This window comes from Bacillus paranthracis (genome assembly GCF_001883995.1).
In the GTDB taxonomy this organism is placed as follows: domain Bacteria; phylum Bacillota; class Bacilli; order Bacillales; family Bacillaceae_G; genus Bacillus_A; species Bacillus_A paranthracis.
This window is the reverse complement of sequence record NZ_MACE01000074.1, coordinates 1-15,682: the sequence shown is the minus strand read 5'-3', so window position 1 is coordinate 15,682 and position 15,682 is coordinate 1. Positions and strand designations below refer to the sequence as shown.

The 15,682-nt window shown below is 35.4% G+C and carries 9 protein-coding genes and 3 riboswitches; of the genes, 7 read left to right on the top strand and 2 right to left on the bottom strand.

The genetic code is table 11. The features are described from left to right. The first annotated feature begins 185 nt into the window (after positions 1-185). The 4 genes from BAQ46_RS24965 (at position 186) to BAQ46_RS24950 (ending at position 7,657) form a co-directional block, all read left to right on the top strand. Positions 186-1,850, top strand: a complete 1,665-nt coding sequence (locus BAQ46_RS24965; protein WP_071742998.1) for a glycoside hydrolase family 13 protein — start codon at positions 186-188, stop codon at positions 1,848-1,850. 205 nt (positions 1,851-2,055) lie between these two features. Next, positions 2,056-3,693, top strand: a complete 1,638-nt coding sequence (locus BAQ46_RS24960; RefSeq protein ID WP_029437299.1) for a PTS transporter subunit IIBC — start codon at positions 2,056-2,058, stop codon at positions 3,691-3,693. Positions 3,694-3,697: 4 nt separating this feature from the next. Continuing rightward, the gene (locus BAQ46_RS24955; RefSeq protein ID WP_000771960.1) at positions 3,698-4,489 is read left to right on the top strand and encodes an endonuclease/exonuclease/phosphatase family protein; all 792 of its coding nucleotides are present in this window, start codon (positions 3,698-3,700) and stop codon (positions 4,487-4,489) included. A gap of 306 nt (positions 4,490-4,795) precedes the next feature. Next, the gene (locus BAQ46_RS24950) at positions 4,796-7,657 is read left to right on the top strand and encodes a YhgE/Pip domain-containing protein (RefSeq protein WP_071742996.1); all 2,862 of its coding nucleotides are present in this window, start codon (positions 4,796-4,798) and stop codon (positions 7,655-7,657) included. Between the two features lie 40 nt (positions 7,658-7,697). On the opposite strand, the gene topB is transcribed toward BAQ46_RS24950, so the two are convergent. Next, entirely contained in the window at positions 7,698-9,887 is a 2,190-nt protein-coding gene (gene topB, locus BAQ46_RS24945; protein ID WP_000047284.1) for a DNA topoisomerase III, read from the bottom strand. Between the two features lie 268 nt (positions 9,888-10,155). After that, positions 10,156-10,265, top strand: a riboswitch (TPP riboswitch). A gap of 72 nt (positions 10,266-10,337) precedes the next feature. On the opposite strand from topB, the gene thiM reads away from it, so the two are divergent. Both thiM and thiE read left to right on the top strand, forming a co-directional pair. Beyond that, entirely contained in the window at positions 10,338-11,144 is an 807-nt protein-coding gene (gene thiM / locus BAQ46_RS24940; protein ID WP_071742994.1) for a hydroxyethylthiazole kinase, read from the top strand. A 16-nt stretch (positions 11,145-11,160) separates the two neighbouring features. Beyond that, on the top strand, positions 11,161-11,820 hold the full coding sequence (gene thiE / locus BAQ46_RS24935) for a thiamine phosphate synthase (protein ID WP_000086993.1): 660 nt from the start codon (positions 11,161-11,163) through the stop codon (positions 11,818-11,820). A gap of 115 nt (positions 11,821-11,935) precedes the next feature. Here thiE and BAQ46_RS24930 read toward each other — a convergent pair whose 3' ends face one another. Further along, positions 11,936-13,249 (bottom strand): anaerobic C4-dicarboxylate transporter family protein, encoded by a 1,314-nt coding sequence (locus BAQ46_RS24930; RefSeq protein ID WP_048557293.1) that lies wholly within the window; start codon positions 13,247-13,249, stop codon positions 11,936-11,938. Positions 13,250-13,532: 283 nt separating this feature from the next. Continuing rightward, positions 13,533-13,617, top strand: a riboswitch (cyclic di-GMP riboswitch). Positions 13,618-13,758: 141 nt separating this feature from the next. On the opposite strand from BAQ46_RS24930, the gene BAQ46_RS24925 reads away from it, so the two are divergent. Beyond that, a complete protein-coding gene (locus BAQ46_RS24925; protein WP_071742992.1) occupies positions 13,759-15,498 on the top strand; it encodes a methyl-accepting chemotaxis protein in 1,740 nt (579 codons plus the stop codon). A gap of 61 nt (positions 15,499-15,559) precedes the next feature. Continuing rightward, a riboswitch (TPP riboswitch) is annotated at positions 15,560-15,661 on the top strand. Positions 15,662-15,682 lie beyond the last annotated feature (21 nt).

Sequence of the window (15,682 nt, the reverse complement as noted above, 5' to 3'; positions counted from 1 at the left end):
AACGTGCGTGGACAAGGAGATGAGAAGAATGAGATTTGCCTTTGTGAGAAATAAATAAAGCATAAGAATCAAGAAACTACATAGAGTTCAATGAAAACAGTTGCAAACTATTCATATTTTGTTATGATAGTGTTACGAAAACGTTTGCATAAAATTCCGATGGGATGCAAAAGGAGAGAATGACTATGAATAAGACATGGTGGAAAGAAGCGGTTGCTTATCAAATTTATCCACGTAGCTTTATGGATTCAAATGGCGATGGTATTGGAGATTTACAAGGTATTATTGCGAAACTGGATTATTTAAAAGATTTAGGAATAGATGTAATTTGGATTTGTCCAATGTATAAGTCACCTAATGATGATAATGGTTATGACATTAGTGATTATCAAGATATTATGGATGAGTTTGGGACGATGGAAGACTTTGATGCTTTACTAGATGAAGTTCATAAACGTGATATGAAGCTTATTATTGATTTAGTTATTAATCATACAAGTGATGAACATCCATGGTTTATTGAGTCTCGTTCATCTAAAGACAATCCGAAGCGTGATTGGTATATTTGGCATGATGGTAAAGATGGTGCAGAACCAAACAACTGGGAAAGTATTTTTAATGGTTCGGCATGGGAGTATGATGAAGTAACAGGACAATATTATTTACACTTATTCTCGCGTAAACAACCAGATTTAAACTGGGAGAATAAAGAAGTTCGAGAAGTGCTATACGATACAGTTAATTGGTGGCTTGATAAAGGAATTGATGGTTTCCGAGTAGATGCAATCAGCCATATTAAAAAAGAAGACGGCTTTAAAGATATGCCAAATCCAAAAGGACTAAAGTATGTTCCATCTTTTGATAAACATATGAATGTGGATGGTATTCAACCTTTATTAGAAGAATTAAAAGAAAATACGTTTTCTAAGTACGATATTATGACTGTTGGTGAAGCGAATGGCGTTAAGATTGAAGATGCTGAGCTTTGGGTTGGAGAAGAGCAAGGTAAGTTCAATATGGTATTCCAATTCGAACATTTAAGTTTATGGGATGCAGAAAAGAAGAAAGATCTTGATGTTGTAGGGCTGAAAAAGGTATTAACGAAATGGCAAAAAGGGTTAGAAAATAAAGGATGGAATGCTTTATATATTGAGAATCACGATAAGCCGCGTATCGTTTCAACTTGGGGAGATGATAAACAATATTGGCGTGAAAGTGCAACGGCTCTAGGAGCAATGTATTTCTTTATGCACGGTACACCGTTTATTTATCAGGGACAAGAAATTGGGATGACAAATGTCCAATTACCAAATGTTGAAGATTACGATGATGTTGCAACTAAAAATTTATATCGTGAGAAAATTGCAGAGGGCGTATCACATCAAGATATGATGGAAATTATATGGGCTTCTTGCCGTGATAATTCACGTACACCTATGCAGTGGAACGATGAGATGAATGCTGGCTTCACAACAGGTGCACCTTGGTTTAGTATGAATCAAAACTACAAAGAAATTAATGTTGAAAAGCAAAAGAATGAAGAGAACTCTATTTTCAATTTCTATAAGAAAATGATTGCCTTGAAAAAAGAGCACGATGTACTCAATTACGGTACGTACGATTTACTTTTAGAAGATGATCCGCAAATTTATGCATATACTCGTACATTAAATGATGAAAAGATTATTGTAATTAGTAATATCTCAAAAGAGGAAGCTGTATATAATGAGGGTTCATTTGCACTAGAACGCAAACGTTTGCTTTTAAATAACTATGAAGTTGCGGAACATGAACAAGTAACTACAATCACGTTAAAGCCTTATGAAACAAGGGTTTATCGCATTTCATAATAAAAAAGGATGCTCTTAGAGCATCTTTTTTTATGAAAAATAATAAATTTCTATTGCAAAGTGAAAACGCTTTTATTAAAATAGATTTATGAAAACGGTTGCGTAAAGATAAAAATGAAGTAATATGAGGAATCGTTTTCATAACAGAAACAGAAATTATAATTTAAATCATTATGTTGTTATAAATAAAGGGGAGGAAGAACAGATGAAAATTACGTCTTTTGATTTTTGGCAAAAGTTCGGGAAAGCGTTATTAGTTGTTGTAGCTGTAATGCCAGCAGCTGGTTTAATGATTTCTATCGGTAAGTTAATTGGAATGTCTGCTGGGGATATTAACGCAGTTCATACAATCGCTCGCGTAATGGAAGACATCGGTTGGGCAATTATTACTAATCTACACATCTTATTCGCAGTAGCAATTGGGGGATCTTGGGCGAAAGATCGCGCAGGTGGTGCATTTGCAGCGCTATTAGCATTCGTCTTAACAAACAGAATTACAGGAGCTATATTTGGCGTAAACGCTGAAATGTTAGCGGATTCAAAAGCGAAAGTTTCTTCAGTATTAGCAGGGGACTTAATTGTAAAAGATTACTTTACTTCTGTACTTGGTGCACCAGCATTAAACATGGGGGTTTTCGTAGGGATTATCACAGGTTTCTTAGGAGCTACTTTATATAACAAATATTATAACTATAACAAACTGCCACAGGCATTAGCATTCTTTAACGGAAAACGATTCGTACCATTCGTTGTAATTGTTTGGTCTACAGTAACTGCAATTGTATTATCACTTTTATGGCCATTCATCCAAAGTGGATTAAATGAATTTGGTCGCTGGATTGCAGCTTCAAAAGATAGTGCACCAATTGTTGCACCATTTGTATATGGAACGTTAGAGCGTTTACTATTACCATTCGGTTTACACCATATGTTAACAATTCCGATGAACTATACAGAGCTAGGTGGAACATATACGATGTTAACTGGCTCAAAAGTTGGACAAGTTGTAGCAGGACAAGATCCTTTATGGCTTGCATGGATTACAGATTTAAATAACTTATTAGCAAATGGAGATACAAAAGCATATAACGATTTATTAAATAATGTTGTACCAGCTCGTTTCAAAGCTGGACAAGTTATCGGTTCAACAGCAGCATTAATGGGTATTGCTTTCGCGATGTTCCGTAATGTTGATAAAGAAAAACGTTCAAAATATAAACCAATGTTCTTATCAGCAGCATTAGCAGTATTTTTAACAGGTGTAACAGAACCAATTGAATTCATGTTCATGTTTATTGCTCCAGTATTATATGTTGTATATGCAATTACAACAGGACTTGCATTCGCATTAGCAGATTTAATTAACTTACGTGTTCACGCATTCGGATTTATTGAGTTAATTACTCGTACACCGATGATGGTTAACGCAGGACTAACTAGAGATTTAATCAATTTCGTTATCGTTTCATTAGTATTCTTCGGTCTGAACTTTACATTATTCAATTTCTTAATTAAAAAGTTCAACTTACCAACACCAGGACGTGCAGGTAACTATATTGATAACGAGGATGAGGCATCAGAAGGAACAGGAAATGTACAAGATGGTTCATTAGCAACAAAAGTTATTGATCTATTAGGTGGAAAAGAAAATATTGCTGACGTAGATGCTTGTATGACACGTTTACGTGTAACAGTAAAAGATTTAGATGTTGTTGCACCAGAAGCGCAGTGGAAACAAAATGGTGCTTTAGGACTGATCGTAAAAGATAAAGGTGTACAAGCGGTATATGGCCCGAAAGCTGACGTATTAAAGTCAGACATTCAAGATATGTTAGGTGCGTAATAATATGAAATTGCTAACTTTAAACTGTCACTCTTGGCAAGAAGAAAATCAAATAGAAAAGATAAAATATCTTGCTAAAGTCATTCAAGAAGAAGAGTACGATGTTATCGCATTGCAAGAAGTAAGTCAGTCGATAGGAGCTAAAAATGTATGCGGTAACAAGAAAGAAGATAATTTTGGACTTTTACTATTAGAAGAGTTAAAAGCGTTACATGTAAAAGATTACAATATTACTTGGGATTTCTCTCATATTGGTTATGATGTGTATGAAGAAGGATTAGCGATTATAACGAAGCATAATGTTGTAAAAGAAGATACGTTCTTTATTTCAGAAAATAAGGATACAGCGTATTGGAAAACACGCAAAATTGTAAGTGCAACAATTGCTTACAATGGGAAGAACATCACGTTTTACTCTTGCCACCTCGGTTGGTGGAATGATGAAGAAGAATCATTTAAAGGTCAAGTGAATCGTTTGATGGAGCATGTAGATAGTAATGAACTTTCCTTCTTAATGGGTGATTTTAATAATAACGCTCGTTTGCAAGGGGAGGGTTATGAATATATGATGCAAAAAGGTTTGCATGACACATATGAACTGGCAATAGAGAAGGATGAAGGAACAACTGTCCAAGGGGAAATTGCTGGTTGGGATGAAAATAAACATAATCTACGAATCGATCTAATATTGTGTAACCGAAGTGAAAAAGTTCGTTCTTCAAAAGTTATTTTTAATGGTACAAACCGAAATATAATTTCAGATCATTTCGGTGTAGAAGTGCAAGTAGATATATAATAGAAGAAATCCTCACAGATAATAAAAAGCTGTGAGGATTTTTTTGAGGAATACAAGTATTTCCAAGAGAAAATACTTGTATTTTTTATGACATTTCCTATATATTTGTTATTATTGAATGTAAAACCGATTTGGTCATTTTGTATTCATACTTTGACTTACTTCGTTATATAATGTAGTAAGTTAAAGTTAATGGGAAAAAATAGTTCGTTTTCGGTTAATCCACGATGTAGAAAGTGATATAATTGCAAAATGTATGTATCATTTTCTAAAGAAGGAAAAATATATAATTAGGTGATAACTTCTATGAAACAAATTTGGCGTATTTATAAGACAGATTTACGGAATGTAGCAAAACATTGGGCTGCAATTGTTATTGTTGTAGGGTTAATGATTTTACCATCGTTATATGCATGGTTTAACATTAAAGCTTCTTGGGATCCATATGGAAATACAAAAGAAGTTCCCATTGCAGTTTCTAACGAAGATGCAGGCTCTAATTTAAGAGGAAAAGATATCAATATCGGGAACGAGATTGTAGATTCTCTGAAGAAAAACAAAAATCTTGGCTGGAAATTTGTAGATGAAAAACAAGCAATTTACGGAGTGGAACGCGGGGATTACTATGCAAGCATTACAATCCCAAAAGACTTCTCTGAAAAGATTGCAACTGTTCTGGATGAAAATCCACAGAAACCAGAACTTGATTACTATGTAAATGAAAAGGTAAATGCGATTGCACCGAAAATTACAGCAAAAGGTGCATCAGGTATTACAGAAGAAATTAGTAAAAACTTTGTTAAAACAGCGAATGGTGAGATTTTTAAAATCTTCAATGACCTTGGAATCGATTTAGAAACAAACTTACCAAGTATCGAGAAAGTAAAAGATCTTGTATTTAAGTTAGAAGCGCAGTTCCCAGAAATGAATACACTTATGGATAAGGCGTTAGATGATGCGACTCGAGCAGAGGATATTGTGAAAGTGGCGCAGAAAGATTTACCTGTTGTAGAGAGTGTCATAAATGATGGACAGGAAGCATTAGCGAATTTAGATAAGTTCTTTGCAAGACAAGATCAAACATTAAAAAATGCTCCAGGGACGATAAGAAACGATTTAGTAGCAGCAAAAGGCGTTATGGATAGTGCAGCTGCATTTACTGACTTTTTAATGAATCCAGGTGTAGAGTTAAATATTCCTGACTTGTCTGGAATGAATGGATTACCTGAATTCCCAGCCAGACCGGATCTATCTAAGTTGAATAGTGATGGTTATAAGAGTATAGCGCAAAGTATTAATCAAACAGTAAATAATGTTTTAAGTTCATCGCGTGCAGGAACAGCTTATGGGAAAAGTGTTTTAAATGGCTTACAAAATGGCCAATTTGACCCTGAACAAGCAAAGAAAGATTTAAATGCGGTATCAGATCGATTACAAACTGGTACAGATGGTATTTCATATCTTATTAATTTCTTTACTGAACTTCAAAACTCAGCGACTAATGATTTTGGTCAAAGATTTTTCAAAGGGCGAGTGGATAACTTAACTAGCCTTAAAGGTAAGATGGAAAATGCAAACAACGGTATTAAAGATATTGTAAATGTTATCGGTACAGGACAAGAAGTAAAGAAAGATGTAACAGATGTAGCGAATCAAAAATTAGATGCAGCAAATGGATTAATTGATCAAGCGGAAAAAGATTATAATGAAACGTTTGTAGCAGATTATAAAAAAGCAGTTAGCACAGTCGATCAAGCTAAAGCTGATGCAAATCAAATTTATGATAATGCAAAAGCAGATTATGATAAAGCGAAAAATAGCCTTGAAGGCGCAAAAGCAGATTTACAAAAGGCGAAAGAAGATGTACAAAATAGAGGTATTAACGGTTTAGATTCAACGAAAGTAGCTTTAAATAGTTTAAATGGTCAATTCCAATCTGGAATCGGTTTAATTGATGATATGATTCCTGTTCTAGAAAGTACAAATAAGGTTTTAGCGGATGTAAATAGTGATAAAAACCTTAATAATGGAATTGCGAAATTAAATAAAGCAAAAAGTAGTCTGCAAAAGGGTGTAGATGCAACAAATAAGGGAATTACACTTCTTAACAATGGACAAAAACCTACAAAAGATGTAATTGAAAGTATTAACAACGCTGCGAAGGGCGGATCAGCTCAATTAACAGATGTATTATCGACGTATGATTCGGAAATTGTACCTAATTTCAATACAGCAATTGCTCGTACAAAAGAGATGTCGAAAAATACAACTCAAATTTTAAATGATGCAGACAAAAAGCTTCCAGATGTTAAAAAATTACTAGAAGATTCATCGAAAGGCTTAGTAGATGGTAAAAAGAAATTAACAGACATTAAAGCTGAAATGCCAGCTACTGAGAAAAAGATTAAAGAATTAGCAGATAAAATTCGTGATTTTGAATCTGAAGAGGATTTAAAAGACATCATACGCTTATTGAAAAATGATGTTGAAAAGCAAAGTGACTATTTCGCAAATCCAGTAAATTTAAAAGAGAATAAATTATTTGCGATGCCGAACTACGGTTCAGCAATGTCACCGTTCTATACAGTGCTTGCATTATGGGTAGGCGCATTATTAATGGTTTCATTATTAACAGTAGAAGTACATGAAGAGGGCGCGAATTATAAGAGCCATGAAATTTACTTCGGACGTTTATTAACATTCTTAACGATAGGTCTTTCACAAGCGTTTATCGTATCGATGGGAGATATATTCTTACTCGGTACGTACGTAGTCGATAAGTTCTGGTTTGTATTATTTAGTTTATTTATTGGTGGAGTATTTGTTTGTATCGTGTACTCACTCGTTTCTATTTTCGGAAACGTTGGGAAATCGATGGCGATTATTTTACTTGTACTACAAGTAGCAGGGTCGGGCGGAACATTCCCAATTCAAATGACACCGAAATTCTTCCAAGCAATTTATCCGTTCTTACCGTTCACATATGCAATTAGTGCAATTCGTGAAACAGTAGGCGGAATGCTGTGGGATATTGTAACGCGAGATTTACTTGTATTAAGTGCTTTCGTAGTAGTTATGATTGTTGCTGCGTTATTACTGAAAACACCAATTAACAAATCGAGCGAAAAATTCGTTGAGAACGCAAAAGGAAGTAAAATCATTCACTAACATAAAAGGTTCCTACCGATAGAGGTAGGAACCTTTTTGTTTAATCAAATTTTAATTTCTTTAATGCTTCTGCAAATGGGTTATTTAATGGTTCTTCTTCTTTTTTCTGTTGTTTCATATATTTTTGAACGTCACGTTTATCAGCTTTGTTTCCAGATTCTTTTTTACGTCTTTCTTGGAATGTGGATAATTTTTCGCGATAGCCACATTTACATGCAAAGATTTGCCCTGCACCTTCACCACGTAATTCTAACTTCTTCTTACACTGAGGGCAACGAGCGTTTGTTGTACGAGATACATTTTTACGATGACCACATTCACGGTCTTGGCAAACGAGCATTTTTCCTTTTTTGCCGTTTACCTCTAGCATTGGTTTACCGCAATCTGGACAAGACTTCGTTGAAATGTTGTCATGTTTATATTTTTTATCACTCGATTTAATTTCAGAAACAATTTCTTTCGTATAGTTCTTCATTTCGGAAATGAATACTTCTTTTTTCAGTTTACCCTTTGCAATTGCCTCTAGCTTTTGTTCCCACTCACCAGTTAGTGTAGGTGATTTTAACTCTTCTGGTACTAAATCAAGTAACTGACGGCCTTTTGAAGTAATGTGAATATCTTTACCGCGTTTTTCAATTAAGAATGAATTGAATAGCTTGTCGATAATATCAGCTCGTGTTGCTACAGTACCTAATCCACCAGTTGATTTTAACGTATCAGCAAGTTGTTTATTTTGCGTATCCATATATTTTGTAGGATTTTCCATTGCTGAAAGTAAAGTCGCTTCGTTAAAACGTGCAGGTGCTTTCGTTTGACCTGATGTTTGCATAATTAACTTTACAGTTAATGTATCGCCTTTTTCGATGCGAGGTAAAAGCTGCTCTTTTACGTCATCTGTTACATCATCATCTTCAAAGCGATTTTCATATACTTCTTTCCAGCCGGCATGTAAAATTGTTTTTCCGCGTGCAATGAACGTTTCATTGCCAACTTTTGTGCGTAACGTTAGTTGTTCGTATTCGAATGCTGGGAATAAAACGGCTAAGAAACGTTTGACAACTAAATCATAAATTTTACGTTCTTTATCTGTGAAGGCAGAGAAATTAACGTATCCTTCTGTCGGAATAATTGCGTGATGATCGCTTACTTTACTATCATCAACAAATGACTTATTAGCCTTGATAGGCTTTTGTAATACTTTATGTGCTAAAGGACGATATTCCCCAACGCCGCACGCCTTTAGACGTTCTGGAAGTGTTCCAACGATATCAGATGAAATGTAACGCGAATCTGTACGAGGGTATGTTAGCACTTTATGCTGCTCATACAATTTCTGCATAATATTCAATGTTTCTTTCGCAGAGTAACCGAACTTTTTATTGGCATCACGTTGCAATTCAGTTAAATCGTAAAGACCAGGAGAGAATGACTTCTTCTGTTTTTTATCAATTTCTAAAACAGTAGCATTATGCTTATCTAAACCTTTTACAATACCATCAATTTTTTCTTTATTGAAGCTGCGGCTATTGCCGTTTGCATCTTGCCAAGTTAGTTTTAACTGATTTGTCGTTTGAGCCTCGATGCCGTAGTAAGTTTGAGCTTTGAAGTTCTTTATTTCATCTTCACGATTAGCAATCATTGCGACAGTAGGTGTTTGCACACGGCCGCAATTCAGTTGGGCATTAAAGCGAGTCGTTAAAGCTCGAGTTGCGTTAAGACCGATATACCAGTCAGCTTCTGAACGTGCAACTGCTGAAGCGTATAAATTGTCATATGCCTTACCTGGTTTTAAATTTGCAAAACCATCTTTAATTGCTTTATCAGTAACAGATGAAATCCATAGACGTTTAATTGGTTTGTTAATTCGAACTTTATCAATAATCCAACGAGCGACTAATTCTCCTTCACGCCCAGCGTCTGTTGCTACAATAATTTCATGTACATCTTTTCTAAGTAGCTGACTTTTTACAGCATTAAATTGTTTCCCTGTTTGTTTAATAACTGTTAATTTCAAACGCTCAGGTAACATCGGTAAATCTTCTAAATTCCACTTTTTATATTTCACATCGTAGCTTTCTGGATCTGCTAATGTAACGAGATGACCTAAAGCCCAAGTCACAATATATTTACTACCTTCAAGGTAGCCGTTTCCCTTTTTATCGCACTTCAGTACACGTGCAATATCTCGTGCAACGGAAGGCTTTTCAGCGATTACAACGCTTTTTGACATATTTAAAACATCCTTTCAAATTTCCATACGTTAACTATAGCATACATCTTCTTGAGATTCAGTTTCGCTCCAGATTTGAACGTTTTTTAATGGGATAACATCTGTTTGAAAGTGAATGATCGTGACAGAACATAATATGCACCATGATGAGACTGTGAGAAATAGATAGTTATTATGCGTATTGTTTTATTAGTTGCTTCTATATTAAATAGAAAAGTAAAGAACTTGTTATTTTACTAGAATAAGAGTAGACTTTGAAGTAGAAGAATACTAAACACATGGGAGTTTGTGGATACAAACTGAGAGTATGACTAGTCCGTCATTGACCATTTGAACCTGTTGGATAATGCCAGCGTAGGGAGAGTGTAAAAGCACATGTTCAGGCACTTTGCGTACGCGCAAAGTGCCTTTTTGTGTATCTCCCATAACTATAGTTAGGAGATGAGAAGGATGAATACGAAAGAAATTAGTAAAGTAGTGGATTTGGTGAGAGAATCTAATCCGCTCGTTCATAATATTACAAATGTTGTTGTAACAAATTTTACCGCTAACGGTTTATTAGCATTAGGGGCATCGCCTGTAATGGCGTATGCAAAAGAAGAAGTGGCAGAAATGGCTAGCATTGCTGGAGCGTTAGTATTAAATATGGGAACACTTCGTCCGGAAGAAGTAGAAGCGATGTTACTTGCCGGTAAATCAGCAAATGTGAACAATGTACCAGTACTGTTTGATCCAGTTGGTGCAGGAGCAACATCGTATCGAACAGAAGTTGCGAGACATATTCCGGCTGAAATTGAATTAGCGATTATTCGCGGAAATGCAGCTGAAATAGCGAACGTTATTAATGAGAGATGGGAAATTAAAGGGGTAGACGCTGGTGCTGGAAATGGTAATGTCGTAAGTATTGCAAAGCAGGCAGCGGATGAATTGAATACAGTTACGGTAATTACTGGGAAAGAAGATGTTGTTACAGATGGGCAGCGAACGATTGTTATTCGAAATGGCCATCCTATTTTAACGAAAGTTACGGGAACTGGTTGTTTACTAACTTCTGTAATAGGAGCATTTGTAGCGATAGAAAAGGATTATGTAAAGGCAGCGGTAGCGGCATTAACGTTTTATGGGGTAGCGGCAGAACTGGCAGCCGCTAAGACAGTGGAAAAAGGACCTGGTAGTTTTCAAATTGAATTTTTGAATCAGTTAGCGAATACGACTTCAGGTGATATAGAGAAGTATGGGAAAATTGAGGTTATATAGTAAGGAGGGAAAATAAATGTCACGTATTTCAAAGTCAGAAATGTCTAGGTTGTTATCCGTATATTTTATTATGGGAAGTAACAATTGTACGAAGGATCCACTACAAATATTGAAAGATGCACTTGAAGGCGGTATAACAATTTTTCAATTTCGTGAAAAGGGAGAAGGGGCTTTAACAGGAGAAGAACGTATTTGTTTCGCAAAAGAATTACAAGCAATTTGTAAGGAGTATGGTGTACCATTCATCGTAAATGATGATGTGGAACTAGCTCTCGAGTTAGATGCGGATGGTGTGCATGTAGGGCAAGATGATGAAGGAATTACCTCTGTACGTGAAAAAATGGGTGATAAAATTATCGGTGTATCTACACATACAATTGAAGAAGCACGCTGGGCAATTGAAAATGGGGCTGACTATTTAGGTGTAGGACCTATTTTTCCAACGAGTACGAAAAAAGATACGAAAGCAGTGCAAGGAACGAAAGGTTTAGCTCATTTTAGAGAACAAGGAATTACAATACCGATTGTCGGAATTGGAGGCATTTCAATTGAAAATACCGCTTCGGTTATAGAAGCAGGTGCGGACGGTGTTTCAGTTATTTCAGCGATTAGTTTAGCTGAATCTGCGTATGAAAGTACGAAGAAATTAGTAGAGGAAGTAAGTAGGAGTTTGTAGGAAAAGGGAACTTCACAAAAATAGTAAAGAACAGAATGGACAGTTAAAAATATTTAAACAAACGTTTGATTAAAAAAGCACAAACCCTGTAAATTTGTAGGTTTGTGCTTTTTCTTTAAAACATAATTGATATTAAGAGCATTCCAATTCCGATAGAAGTGAATGTTGCGATTAGGCCTGGAATCATAAAGCTATGATTTAAAACATATTTACCAATGCCAGTTGTACCAGTACGATCAAAGTTAATGGCAGCAACAATTGTTCCGTAGTTTGGAATGAAGAAATATCCATTTACTGCAGGGAACATCGCGATCAGTAGTGCTGGTGGAATACCGAGTGATAATCCAAGAGGCATTAAAGCACGTACTGTTGCGGCTTGGCTATATAGTAAAATAGATAGAATGAATAATGCGATGGCAAATAGCCATGGCGCACTTGTTACTAGATGCTGAATTGATCCTTGAATCATATTTAAGTTTCCGTTAAAGAAAGTATCTCCCATCCAAGCGATACCGAAAATAGCAACAACTGCTGTTGCCCCCGCTTTAAAGACGTTACCAGACACGATGCTTTCTACATTTGGTTTACAGAAAATAATAATAAGAGCTGCGATCGTTAACATAACCATTTCAATTGTGTTTGGCATGGAAAGACGGGCTAACTTCCCATCAACTATCCATCCTGGACGAAGTGCTTCAAATGAACCGAGAAGTACGACAAGGAAAGTTCCTACTAAGAAAAGGATAACTGATAATTTAGCGCCTTTTACATCAACAAATTCTTTTTTCTCTTCAATCTTAGGAATCATTCCTTCTTTTAATCGTTTTAAGTATTCAGGGTCTTCATTTAATTCTTTCCCCATTTTGCTAGCAACAAATGCAGCTATCATACAAGCGATAAAAGTAGAAGGGATACTTACTTTTAAAATATCTAATAAGGTGATTTTATAGTCAGCTAACATTGCTAAAAGTGCAACTGTTGCAGCTGATATAGGACTAGCTGTAATTGCTTGTTGGGAAGCAATTACGGCAATTGACATTGGTCGTTCCGGTCTAATTCCAGATTCGCGAGAGACTTCTGCGATAACAGGAAGTACAGAATAAGCAACGTGACCAGTTCCTGCACAAAGTGTAAATAGATAAGTAACAATTGGAGCAAAGAATGTAATGCGTTTTGGATTTTTTCGTAATGCTTTCTCGGCCAGATGAACAAGGTAGTCCATTCCTCCAGCGGCTTGGAGTGCACCAGCAGCTGTAATTACTGCTAAAATCATAAGCATGACATCAATAGGAGGAGCTGTAGGTTGTAAGTGGAAGACGAAAACAAGTATTGCCATACCAACGCCACCCATTACTCCTAGACCAACTCCGCCTAGACGTGCGCCAATAAAAATGCAGAGTAGTAACGTAAGAAATTGTAGCCAAAACATGATAAACTACCTCCGAAATTCATTAGTTAAGATATATTCGAATAATTTAATTTAAAAGAAAATTAAAATAAATATTCAAAACAATCCTTGTGTTATATACATTTTTTATTATATAACACAAGAAATGTAACATTCACGTACTTTGTTAAATTATTTTGAAAAAATAATACAGCCAAATTTTACATTTGTATCTCTAAATAGGTGGACATTTTAATTTTTATGTTGTAATCTTTGATAGAGAATAATGTAATTCTCATAGAACTCCCATATCGTTCAACTCGTTCAGCGAGAAAGGCAAACTGATGGAAACATTAGGACGCAAAACTACAGGAGCTAAGGCCGAAAGGCTACGCTAGCCAGTTACCGGACGGATAGGGTTGGTCTTGACCAATGCTTTTTCATTGGTCTTTTTTTATTTGCAAACAAATGAGAAACCTTATCAGTTGTTGATAAGGTTTCTATTTTAATAGTTTTCCTTTATATTAAGTTAATTAAGAAAGGTGATGTGAATGAAAAAATATTGGCACAAGCTATCATTTCTTCAAAAGAATGTATTGTTAACTGTGTTAGTTATTTTGACGCTTGTTGGTACTATGGGTGCGTTAAGTTTTAACATGTTTCAAAATAGCATGATGTCTATATTTGAAAGGCATTCTTTTGAAACAGGAGATACGGTATTACATAAATTAGACGAAGAAATAGTGAGAGATGTTACAAAAGACCCAGTGGCACAAAGAGAAAAGAGAGAGAAGTTAACAGAGAAATTAGATGAAGCAACGGAAGAATTGAATAGTGTTGGACAAACGTATATTGTTGGAGCAAAAAAAAATGAAAAAGGTGAGTTACTAATCGTCGACTTGTCTACAGACTTAGCAAATGTTGTTGAAGTAAGGCCGGGAGAATATTATAAACAACCAGATCTTTGGATGAAAGCATACGATAAGGTAATGAGCACGAAAAAAGCAAACATGACAGTAGTATATGAAGATCTATTAGGATCATGGGTAACGATATTAGAGCCAATTAAAGATGGAGACGGAAATATTGTGGCAATTGTTGCAGCCGATGTAGATGCTTCTATTGTTCCTATTACAAAGGAAAAATTCATTATACAAGGTTTAATGTTTATTTGTATTTCTGTTTTAATTGCAACTGTTATTCAATTCTTAATCGTACGTAACGCACTTGCTCCATTGCGGGATTTACGTGAAGGATTACGCAGAGTTGGTGAAGGTGATTTAAGTATTAAATTAGAGGAAAGACCAGATGATATTGGTATTATTAATGCGTATTTTAATAATACCATCGAGAAGTTTAAAGGAATTATAGATAAAGTGAAGCAGACAGCAGAACAGGTTTCCTCATCTTCACAAGAATTGTCAGTGAGTACGAAAGAAAATAGCATGGCAGTCCAAGGAATCGTAAGTTCTATAGTTGAGTTAAGGGCTGGCGTTCAATTGCAAGAAACGTCAGTACCAAAGTATTTAGATATTGTATATGAAATGGAAGATAGGATGGAAGAGATAACTAATATTGCAAAACAAATGACGAAAGAGTCTGAAGGTACAAAGCATCATTCAGAAAAAGGAAATGGTATTATTGAACAGACGATGAATCAAATGAACATAATACAAAATGCAGTACAAGATTTATCTTCTATCATTTATTCTTTGGAAGTAAGATCAAAAGAAATTAGTGATATTGTAACTGTAATTACAAGTATTTCAAATCAAGCGAATTCGCTAGCTTTACATGCTACTATTGAAGCTTCACGTGCTGAGGAAACTGGAGAGGGATTTGCCGTTGTTGCTGATGAAGTGCGTAAATTAGCAGAGCAGACGGAAGCATCAGCAAAAGATATAGCAAAATTAATAGGAGAAACACAAGCAGGAACGGAAGAAGCTGTTGTTTTAATGCAAAAAACCTCAAAAGAAGTAGAGTCTGGAATGAAACTTGTTGAAAGTAGTGGTGCTTTCTTTGAAAAAATTTCGAAATCAGCACAAACTGTTACCAATCAAGTTGGAGTTGTTTCTAGCAATTCAAATAATATATTGCAAAATAGCCAAAATATTGTTCGTGTTGTAAATGAACTATCACTTATTGCAAATAAGTATGCGAATAGTAGTAGTAATGTTGAAGAAATCATGAAAGAACAGGAAATGTCTGTACAGGATATTGCTGAATTAGCCAGTTCTTTAAGCTGGCTCTCACAGGAGTTACAAGAGTTAATTGGGGAATTCAAAAGTTAAATGAAATGATTATACATGCTTTTGTTTGTTCAATAAAATAAATCATGCTACAATGAAAACGAATTAAGGACCGGGGAGCCAATTGGCTGAGAGGATGTGAGCAAACATCGACCCTCAACCTGATCTGGATAATGCCAGCGTAGGGAGTTACTTAAAGTGATGTAGCATATGTTATTCTATAATA